The sequence below is a fragment of the Anaerolineales bacterium genome (assembly GCA_037382465.1).
GTDB lineage: Bacteria > Chloroflexota > Anaerolineae > Anaerolineales > E44-bin32 > WVZH01.
Map to the genome: position 1 here is coordinate 33,119 of JARRPX010000018.1, position 10,057 is coordinate 43,175.

A 10,057-nucleotide genomic window follows, 5' to 3' on the forward strand; every position below is an offset into this window, starting at 1 on the left:
TTGCGAATGTGCCTCACGTCGTGCAGACTCTGGCGTGTGATATACGCCGCGCCGTCCATCTGGGCCACCAGTTCACACATGCGAACCGGATAACCGTGCAGTTCGATTTTTCGGCCCATCGGGGTCGAGGACGTATGCTGCCCCAGCAGAGACGTCGGCGCCATCTGCCCGCCCGTCATGCCGTAGATGGCGTTGTTGATGAAGAACACGCTGAAATGTTCGCCGCGCGCCGCAGCATGCAGGATTTCCGCGATCCCGATCGAAGCCAGGTCCCCGTCTCCTTGATAGGTGAAAACAAAGCTTTCGGGATTGACGCGCTTTATACCGGTGGCCATCGCCGGCGCGCGGCCGTGTGCCGCTTCCGTGAAATCCATATCGAAGTAGTTATAGGCGAAGACGGCGCAGCCCACGGGTGCGACGCCGATCGTCCTTTCGCGAATGCCCATTTCGTCGATGACTTCGGCGATGAGGCGATGCGCCACACCATGGGTACAACCAGGACAATAATGTGTGCCCACCTCGGTAAGGCTTTCGGGCTTCGTGTATACCAGCGTTTCTACCAATTCATTGGTCGCCATCAATGCCTCCAAATCGACTCGGCTCATTTCCGCCGCGCATACGCGCTGTGGATCTGTTCCAGGATTTCATTCGGAAAGGGAACGATCCCGCCCATTTTCCCAAAGAAAGAAACCGGCACCCTGCCTTCCACTGCCAAACGGACGTCTTCCACCATTTGGCCGCTGTTCATTTCCACGACGATGATCGAATCGACCTGGTCGGCAAACTCGCCAACCCTTGCGTAAGGAAATGGGAAGAGGGATACCGGGCGCAGCAATCCGACTTTGATGCCCTCCTCCCGAGCGGCTTGAATGGCGGATTGCGCCACCCGGCTTGCAGTGCCAAAGGCCACTATTCCGATTTCGGCATCCTCGAGCATGTACTCGCGATAGCGCACCTCGTTGCGTATGATTTCTGCCAGCTTCTCCTGCAGATGTTGGTTGAACTTTTCCCCTTCAACGGGATCGATGTAAATCGAGGCGATGATATTCGCCTCGCGCTGCTTCGCCCCCGTCAAAGCCCACGCAGGACGCGCCTTCTTCGGTCGAACTTCCTGCATCGGTGGCAGTTCGGCCGGCTCCATCATCTGTCCAAGGCTTCCGTCGGCGAGGACGACCACGATCCAGCGGTATTTCTCGGCCAGATCGAAGGCTTCTACGGTAAAGTCGATCAACTCCTGAATGGTCGCCGGCGCCAACACGAGAGGGCGGTAATCTCCGTGCCCCCCGCCCTTCACGATCTGAAAATAATCTCCCTGGGATGGAGCAATGTTGCCCAATCCGGGTCCGCCGCGCATGATATCGACCAGCACGATCGGTACTTCGGAAGCAGCGATGTAGGAGAGACCTTCCATCATCAAGCTTACCCCGGGACTGGATGAGGAAGTCATCACGCGCACCCCGGCGCAAGCCGCGCCGTATACCATGTTGATGGCTGCGATTTCGCTTTCGGCTTGAACGAACACCCGCCCGAGTTCGGGCATGCGTTTTGACATATGTTCGAGTGCCTCTGTTTGAGGAGTGATCGGATAGCCAAAGTATGCTTCACACCCTGCGCGTACGGCAGCTTCCGCAAAAGCAATGTTGCCCTTCAGAAGTTCCTTCGCCACGCCATTACCCTCCTTGCCTGGGCCTGACTGAGCTTAGATATTCACTTTATTTGCGGGGATAAATCGGTACACGGTTATTGCAGCGTCCGGACATACTACGGTGCATATCGCACATCCCGTGCACGCTTCCTCGATGTCTACGAGTTCGGCCGGCCGATAGCCTTTTGGGGTAAAACGGCCCGTTGCCATGTGGATGAGATTTTTGGGGCAGACGGTTGTGCATAGTTCACAACCTTTACAGAGCGTTTCATCGATTACGATACGCCCCTTTGCCATACGTTAACCTCCTATGGATAAACCTTGGGCACATCATTAATCACCTTATATCGCATACATATATCACTCCCAGTGTTGACCGTCCCGACTTGCGAAGTACAATCATCCTATTTTGGAGTAGCCCTATCCGTTTCGTTAAAATAGCCTCGCAATTGCCGATCGTCCTTAAGAAGATGGTTGAAGGATGAGATGGGGGGCGATGGTGAACACCGACACAACGTTGCGAAGGAAGCTATTCTCGCAATCCATAGGATTCGATCAAGTTTTCGATCACGCGAATATCTTCCGAGGTGACTTCTTCAAAGCTGAATCCGGTGGCATAGAAATCAGGGCTGTCGTCTGGTCTACACCAAATGCTGCGCGCGTTGAAGGCGACGTGAGCGCTGGAACGAATTTCTGTCGGGAGAGTCATGCGAAAGTAAAACAAGCGATCGGTTTCGATCGGTTCTTCGCTGAGCAGCATCAAGCCCTCTGTAGTTAAATCGACGAGGTGACCCACAATGCGTCCCGTGCCGCGCTCGAAAACGCGTAAATAGTAGATCAGGTGCCGGCGTGTTAACTTCCGTCGTTCCGCCAACCCACTTCTCCTAAAATCACGCCCGGTCGGAAAAGCCAATTTCCCCCGTGAAAGATCTGCCGATTCTCATTAATGTATATCATGTTTTTGGCGCATCATCCAACGTAACTTTCTTCTGCCTCGTCGATCAGGGCAATGACTTCCATGCCCGTCGAGGAGGCGATCTCCTTCGCCATAGATCGCAGCGCGTCCCGTTTGAACAATCCGCTGCGCTCTTTTGGATTTCCCAGAATGGCGACGGTGATGTCTTCTTCCCGGGCAATCGATTGGATCTGCTCCAACAAGCTTCCTGCGCGAACGACGACGCGAGAATGCACACCCGCCTGCTCTGCTTGTTTGGCGGCGGTCTGATTCAGGAACTGCCGCATATGTCGGATTTGCGCTTCGACGTTGATCACCAGCGGGGTTGCTTCACGAGGCAAGGCGTTCTTGTCGAACACGTAGAGAAATATAATTCCCACGTTCATGTCCTTTGCAATCTGGATCGCCCGCGTGTGCGTCGGCTGGCTCGCCCGTCCGCCGCGCGTCGCGCACAAGATTTTGCAGCTGACATCGGCAGCCCTTGACTTCTTTCCACCTCCAAGCAGCATCGGCATCCCCCAGCGGTATATTCCATAGATGATCGCGATCAGTGCGGTGGGCGCGACGACGGCCGACAACCAGGACGCCAGATCACCACCGGCCGCATCCGCAGCGAGGTAGCTGATAAAACCGAGATAGGTCACCACAAGATACGAACCGATCACGCGGTTGATCGAACCCTTGCGAGCGGTAAAACCGCGGTCCATCAGCAAGAGCGCCAGGAACGAGATGTTGATGAAGTTCATGAAGAAGAAACTAGACACCGCAGTGTCTTCGACCTTCAGCGGTCGAATGAGCGCAGGTAATCCCAAGCCGAAGAGCAAGTTGAACAAATTACTGCCAAACGCCGTTCCCAGCACCAAATCGGCATGCCTCCGACGCGCCGCCTGAAGGGAGGAAGCAATCTCCGGCAGCGATGTTCCCGGTCCAATAATGATCAATCCGATGATAAACCAGGGCACATTCATTTCCACCGCAATGGCCGATGTACTGAGGATTAACAGACGTGAGGCAACCACGAGCACCAACAAGCCCCCCAACAACGAGAAGACGGCTTTGTTTTTCGACATGGTCAAGGCGTCAGGATGGGAGATGCCCTCGAGCGGCGTCACTTCGACAACCAACTCGCTGCGCATGTGGCGCGCCTTGGCGTACTGGATGATCAGGCTCAATGTCACAACGAAGAGTAGGAGCATGACAACGGCATCGAAACGACTGATGCTGCCGTCGACGCTCAAGGCCGTAATCATGCCGGTGGCTGCGATATAGAGTGGGATGTCCTTTTCGAAGGCCTCTCGAGGTACGATGATCAAGCCGGCGATGATCGCAGACATGCCAAGTTCAATGCCGATGTTAACCAGATTCGAGCCGAGAATGTTACCTACGACCGTCGATGTTTCACCCCCGCCGATCACAACGACCAGATTCACAGCCAATTCGGCGAACGACGTACCCATTGCCACGACCGTCGCGCCGATCACGAGTGGGCTGATGTTGAACAAGTGCGCGATGGAAACCGCACCGTCCACCATGATGTACGAGGCGCGTATGACAACATACAAGGACAGGGCTAACAAAGCGATATTGACCGCGAGCGGTAATTGGATGAAGTATTCTTCCATGGCGCTACAAACGATTGTGCAGGATTTTACTCGTGCGAGAGAACGGATTGGATATTTAGTGTATCAGATATCCTTTTACCTTACCCCTTCAACCGATACCTTCTACTCAATTCTATACGATCCTGGTTACAGAAAACGAAGGAAATCCTCTGATTTGGACGTTAGGTTTTTATAGTAGCCGCGGTAATCCGCAGGAAGCAATTCGGCCAGTTGATACATGATCTCGTCGACCATTTTTTCGCGTACGTCATGCGTGATCCGCTTGCCGTGGGGATCGAGACGAAAAGGCTCACCAACGGCGATGTGGATCGCCGTTCGTCGCAAGCGGCGCATGTTCTCCCGCAGTTTCTCTCCCCCATAATAAACGACTGGCAGAAGCGGCGCGCCGCTTTTCAACGCCAGCATTATCACTCCGGGTTTAGCGTGCCGAAGTCTGCCGTCACCACTGCGCGTACCCTCCGGCGCAATGGCGATGATCTTGCCCTGCTCGAGGACGTGAAGCGCTTTACGCAAGGCCGTGATGTCGACCTCACCCCTGCGGATCGGAATCGCCTCGAGAATATCGAATAAAACGGCCATGAGTGGATTTTCCCAGGTTTCCAATTTCGCAAATCCCGTAACCGTTCGAGGGTAGACGCGCGGGTACATGACGGGAAGGTCAATGAAATTAACGTGGTTGGCGACAATGATCAACGGGCCCTGCGCAGGGATACGCTCCAGCGACTCTGTACAGATCCGGCAGAGCAGGCCCGTGAGCGCCTTGAAAGCCAGGTTAACTGCCGCAAGTTTGAAATTCGAGTTCTTGGAAGTCATCTCGCCGTGATCATTTCCAACTGCCGGGGCACGATCTTCATTGTCAGTCGATCGCCTTCGGTGCAGAGTGTCTCGCCGTCGGCGTGCGCCGGCAAGCTTCCTCGAAGTGCGGATACCGAAATTTCGTCCGTTCGCCCGACACGAATGGCGCGATGCGAAGCCTGTGTTCCCTGCATGAAACGTAAGATCAACGCGAAGATCGTTGCCTTGCCCACTTCCTCGGCGATACACACATCGAACTGCCCATCGTCGATAATCCCCTGAGGCGCCATCATGAAACCTCCGCCCATGCGGCGGCCGTTCATGATCGAAACCATCAACGCGGGAATCTCGATCTTCTCCTCGTTGTACTCGATGCGCACCGTCGGTGCTTTGTAATACAAGAACATCGTCTTCAATGCGGCGACGACGTAGGAGAGGAAACCCGTCAGGCGCTTCATCTTCAACGCCTCGAAACCGACGACGGCATCGAAGCCGATTCCGACACCGTTCCCAAAATACCGGCCGTTTGGAAACAGACCGCCAGTGACGCATCCGACATCCACCGTGCGGCGATACCCCTGGCACAAGATTTCGCATCCCTCCTTCAGTCCCACGGGGACGCCCATGCCGTAGGCGAAATCGTTGCCGCGCCCGATCCCGATCACCCCCATCACTGCAGAACCCTCGCCGGCGTCTCTCGCCTGCATCAATCCGTTGAGCACCTCGTTCGCCGTTCCGTCGCCGCCTACCGCAACGACGTGCTCGCATCCCCCGCCGACGGCCGATCGCGCCAACTCCGCTGCGTGCCACGGCCTCTGCGTGAGTTCCAGATCGAAATCCAATCCGGCGCTCGAGAGTTCCTGCCGCAGCATGGGAATCGCTTCCACACCCGCGCCTCTCCCGGATATGGGATTTACGATCAAGCGGTATTTAGCCATTCTTTTCCTCGTTCGTAGGTTTTATTTTTTTCCGTTCGCTTTGGACACCATCGTTAAAAGAAAAAAACGTAATAACGTATCGGTGCAGTGCCCGACGAAATGATTAACACCCATCGACTGAAAATGTTCCGCTTCAAAATGAGTGAGGCGGTTGAGATCACGAATTGATGCCCAACTCGACGAGTTCCGAAAGCGTGATCACTTCATAGCCGCGCGTGGCGAGTTCGGGAAGAATAACTTGTAAAGCTTCCACCGTGCGTTCCCCGCGCTTGCCGTAATCATGCAGTACGATGATCGACCCAGGTCTAGCTTTCCACAGCACGTAATTGGCCGATACCCACGCAGAACCGATTTGTGGATCGTAGGGATAGATCGAACCCAGGGCAATCCGGTAGCCGTGTTTATCCGCGATTTCGATCATCGCAGTACTGTAAAAACCCGATCCGGGCCGCATCCACACGGTTTCACCGAATACTGAAAGTGTTTCGTCGGCCTCCAGCAAACGCCGCTCGAATTCATCCTGCTCGAGTAGAATGCTGGGTTCGTCCATCATCATATGATTGCCGATCTCGTTCCCTGATTGAAGGATCTGCTGTACGACGTCTTCGTTGCCCGGAACACGACTGGCAATCAGAAAAAAGGTCGCGTGCGAATCGTATTGTGAAAGAACCTCAAGAATTTTTGGGGTTTGCTTTGCGTCCGGCCCGTCATCGATGGTCAAGGCGATCACCGGCTTACTCGTTTCGACAGAGTATAGAACGCCGCGCGTCTTGCCGTTCAAAGTCGAAAAGAGCCACTTGGGTTGCGTCAATACCACGACGACCAGACCACACAACACCATCACCGAGAGGATCACGAAAAAAAGCATCTTATGTCGCTTCATCTTCAGATTGGGTTTAATTCTACAACGTTCTTCGCCTCGCGCATGGCTACGAATCCGCCGGATCACTGTCTTCGACAAGCATTCGCCGCAGCACTTTGCCGACAAAGGATTTGGGGAGTTCCTCCCGGAATTCAATTTCCCAGGGAACCTCATAGGTTTCGAGCCGCTGCCGGCATAAATCGAGCAATTCTTCTTTCGACAGGCTCGTACCGGGCCTTGGCACGACGAATGCCTTCACTTTTTGTTCCGATTCACCTACCTGTATGCCAACGACGGCAGCCTCGAGGACTTTGCTGTTTTCGTAGAGCACTTCTTCGACGTCGCGCGGATAGACGCTGAATTTACCCGCCATGATCGTATCACGCTTGCGGCTGATGATGCTGAAAAAGCCGTCGCTGTCCATGACGGCGATATCTCCCGTCGCCAGCCAGCCATCCCGGATCACCTTGCTCGATTCCTCCTCATCCACACCACCTGTCGACCAGTAACCTTTCATAACTTGTGGACCTCGGACGTACAGTTCGCCGATCTTCCCCGCAGGCACATCTTCTCCGGTAACCAAATCCACGATTTTCGCATCCGTGTTGGGGATCGGAACGCCGATAGAACCGACTTTCTCGGATGGTTCGAATGGATTCGCATGCGTGACGGGCGCAGCTTCGGTAAGTCCATATCCCTCCACCAGGCGTCCTTTTGAAAGCTTCTCGAACTTTTCCTGAACCTCGATGGGCAGCGGCGCGGCTCCGCTGATGCAGGCTTTGATCGACGAAAGACCATATGAGCGGACTTTTTTGGCCTGGTTGATCGCCATGTAGATCGTCGGCACGCCCGGAAAGATCGTGGGGTGGTATTTTTTGATTTGCGCCAATACCTGATCGAGTTCGAAGACAATTAATAAAACGATCGAAGCGCCCATCGCAATCGGGATGTTCATCGCGCTCGTCATCCCGTAACTATGCGTGAGGGGGATCACCGAGAGGAAGATCTCCTCACCAGTGCGAAGATCCGGAATCCAATGCCGCGTTTGCAGTGCATTCGCCACCAGATTCGCGTGCGTGAGGCAAACCCCTTTTGGCTCGTCCGTCGTGCCGCTGGTGTAAATAATCGCCGCCATATCGTCTGGAGATACGTCCACCTGCGGTGCCTGGCGCGAGGCGTCCATCATCAAATTCGCCATCGTATACTCGTTCGAAGCCATGTCTTCCGCATCTGGCTCGAATCCTGCCTGTGACCAACGTGTCATCAAGTGGCGATACGTCCTTCCTGACACGGCTTTGCGGATGCTGGTGAAAATCACCTGAATGGGATACTGCGCCTGAATGGTAGAAGCCATGCCGGCGAAGTTCGCCAGCGTGACCAACACCTTCGATTCGGTTTCCTGGAGTTGATGCAGAATGGTCGTTGCATCGGCCTCAGGATTCGAAAGCACCACGACGCCACCTATTTTTAATATAGCGTAATAGGCGATGATGAGCTGCGGCATGTTCGGCAGTACCACAGCGACCCGATCTCCTGGACGGACGCCGAGGCCGTGCAGCGCATGGGCGAACTGATTCACCCTGCGGTCCAGCTGCTGATAAGTCAGCGTCGAGCCGTAGAAAATGGTCGCGGTGTTTTTGGGCAGCATGGCGGCCGACGCTTCGAGGAAAAGGTGCAGCGGCCGCCGCGGGATGGGAAAAGTATGCGGGGTATGTTTTCCGTAACTCGACAACCAAGGACGTTGGAAACCATCGGGTTTCAGAGTCTGATCTCTCCATGTCAAACGCTTCTTCTGCTCCCCCTCCTCGAAAAATCGTTCCAACGCTCGATTAACCGCTTGATGCCGCTCGAGCTGGACTTTGTGCTTCGAGCCGCCAATGTCCACGACGCGCGCATCCGGAATCTTCTCCGCCACGCCGGCGTAAACCCGGTGCGGGAAATAGCGATCCCGTTCTCCGGTGAGGATCAGCGTCGGGGTGTGGATGTGTTCCAATTGATCCCACCCCGACCATTTACGCATGTTATTGAGCATCATGCGTTTCATCACGTGCACTTCAGCGTTCCAGCGCGGCCGGTACCGCCAGAACGGACGAAACGCGGCAGTTGGGATGCGGGAAGCCAATGAAACGATGCGCGGCATAGGATACTCACCTGCCGTCGCGATGAGGACGAGTTTATCGAGCCTCTCTGGGTGTGCATAGGCATATTCGATACAGATCGCGCCGCCAAACGAATGACCCACCAGGATGAATCGCTCGGCCAACGACAGCTTGTCGGCTATCGTCTCGATGTCCTCGACGAGTTCCGGCATGGTGTACTGCGTGAACGGCGCGTCGCTTTGTCCGTGGCCGCGTAAATCCGGCACCACGACTCGATATTCCCGGGAGAAGTAATTGATCTGGTACTCCCAGGTTTCCGCGCAGCCCGCATATCCATGAATGAAGACGACCGTGTTTCGTGCGTGTTCCGGCCAGATATCGATTACGCTCAACGAACTGTCCGATAATCCTTTAATCGGCACTTCGGTGCGATAAAGGTTGAAATCCAGTTGTACGGCTCGCCGTTTTATGCCGCGTAACTTCCGCTTCATTTAAGCCTCCTCGACGACCGCGAAACGGAGGTGGTGTCAAGTCATTATGAAGAGTCCGCCAATGTAACGATTGCAGCTTTCATTCAGGATAAACACCATTTCCACGAAGATGAGACGGCAAATGATCTACCGGGCCTTTCGCAGGCCGATTAGTTCTTGAAGCGTCAACGGCCGTTTTCCATGTCCGCTGTAGATCAACTCCGGTTTTCCCGCCTCGAGCCGATCGAGGCTTTGCCCAATGGCGGACCAATCCTGCGCGAACAAGCGCTGCACATGCGGTTTTCGATAGGTGGATAAAAGGTCGCCGACGAACGCGTATTTACCTTCCACAATCAAGCTGGACGAGCCCAGGGTATGCCCCGGCGTATGAAGCACGTAAGCATCGATGCCGTAGTCGTCCAGCGAATCACCGTCTTTGAGGACGATGTCGGCTTCCGTAGGCTCCAATGGGACGATCCGTTCGATCAGCGGCATCACCGCGCCTACGATTCGACCCATTCCGCGCGGGTCGCCGAGAGGGCTTCGTCCCATCGCCATAGTGTTCACATCCGCGTGATGGATGGCGATAGGTGCACCCGTTGCACGGCGCAGCGCGGCCGCGCTGCCGTAATGATCGATATGCGCGTGGGTGATGAAAATCAATCGCAGCT

General features: G+C 55.0%; 10 protein-coding genes. All 10 read right to left on the reverse strand.

Annotated elements, in window-relative coordinates; translation table 11 throughout:
• The coding region (locus tag P8Z34_06840; GenBank protein ID MEJ2550379.1) for a thiamine pyrophosphate-dependent enzyme at window positions 1–578 on the reverse strand (578 nt) is incomplete at its 3' end.
• Between the two features lie 23 nt (window positions 579–601).
• Entirely contained in the window at window positions 602–1,666 is a 1,065-nt protein-coding gene (locus P8Z34_06845; protein ID MEJ2550380.1) for a 3-methyl-2-oxobutanoate dehydrogenase subunit VorB, read from the reverse strand.
• 33 nt (window positions 1,667–1,699) lie between these two features.
• Window positions 1,700–1,942: a 4Fe-4S binding protein gene (locus tag P8Z34_06850; protein ID MEJ2550381.1), complete on the reverse strand. Its 243-nt coding sequence runs from the start codon at window positions 1,940–1,942 to the stop codon at window positions 1,700–1,702.
• Between the two features lie 232 nt (window positions 1,943–2,174).
• Window positions 2,175–2,519 (reverse strand): PilZ domain-containing protein, encoded by a 345-nt coding sequence (locus P8Z34_06855; protein MEJ2550382.1) that lies wholly within the window; start codon window positions 2,517–2,519, stop codon window positions 2,175–2,177.
• A 95-nt stretch (window positions 2,520–2,614) separates the two neighbouring features.
• Window positions 2,615–4,222, reverse strand: coding sequence for a calcium/sodium antiporter (locus P8Z34_06860; protein MEJ2550383.1), 1,608 nt, complete (start codon window positions 4,220–4,222; stop codon window positions 2,615–2,617).
• A gap of 126 nt (window positions 4,223–4,348) precedes the next feature.
• Window positions 4,349–5,035, reverse strand: a complete 687-nt coding sequence (locus tag P8Z34_06865) for a lysophospholipid acyltransferase family protein (protein ID MEJ2550384.1) — start codon at window positions 5,033–5,035, stop codon at window positions 4,349–4,351.
• Window positions 5,032–5,955 carry a diacylglycerol kinase family lipid kinase gene (locus P8Z34_06870; GenBank protein MEJ2550385.1) on the reverse strand — a complete coding sequence of 308 codons (924 nt, stop codon included), beginning with the start codon at window positions 5,953–5,955 and terminating at the stop codon, window positions 5,032–5,034. The genes P8Z34_06865 and P8Z34_06870 overlap by 4 nt, the downstream gene beginning before the upstream one ends.
• A gap of 157 nt (window positions 5,956–6,112) precedes the next feature.
• Window positions 6,113–6,823: a chitin deacetylase family protein gene (locus P8Z34_06875; GenBank protein MEJ2550386.1), complete on the reverse strand. Its 711-nt coding sequence runs from the start codon at window positions 6,821–6,823 to the stop codon at window positions 6,113–6,115.
• A 61-nt stretch (window positions 6,824–6,884) separates the two neighbouring features.
• The gene (locus P8Z34_06880; GenBank protein MEJ2550387.1) at window positions 6,885–9,407 is read right to left on the reverse strand and encodes an alpha/beta fold hydrolase; all 2,523 of its coding nucleotides are present in this window, start codon (window positions 9,405–9,407) and stop codon (window positions 6,885–6,887) included.
• 126 nt (window positions 9,408–9,533) lie between these two features.
• The coding region (locus P8Z34_06885) for an MBL fold metallo-hydrolase (GenBank protein MEJ2550388.1) at window positions 9,534–10,057 on the reverse strand (524 nt) is incomplete at its 5' end.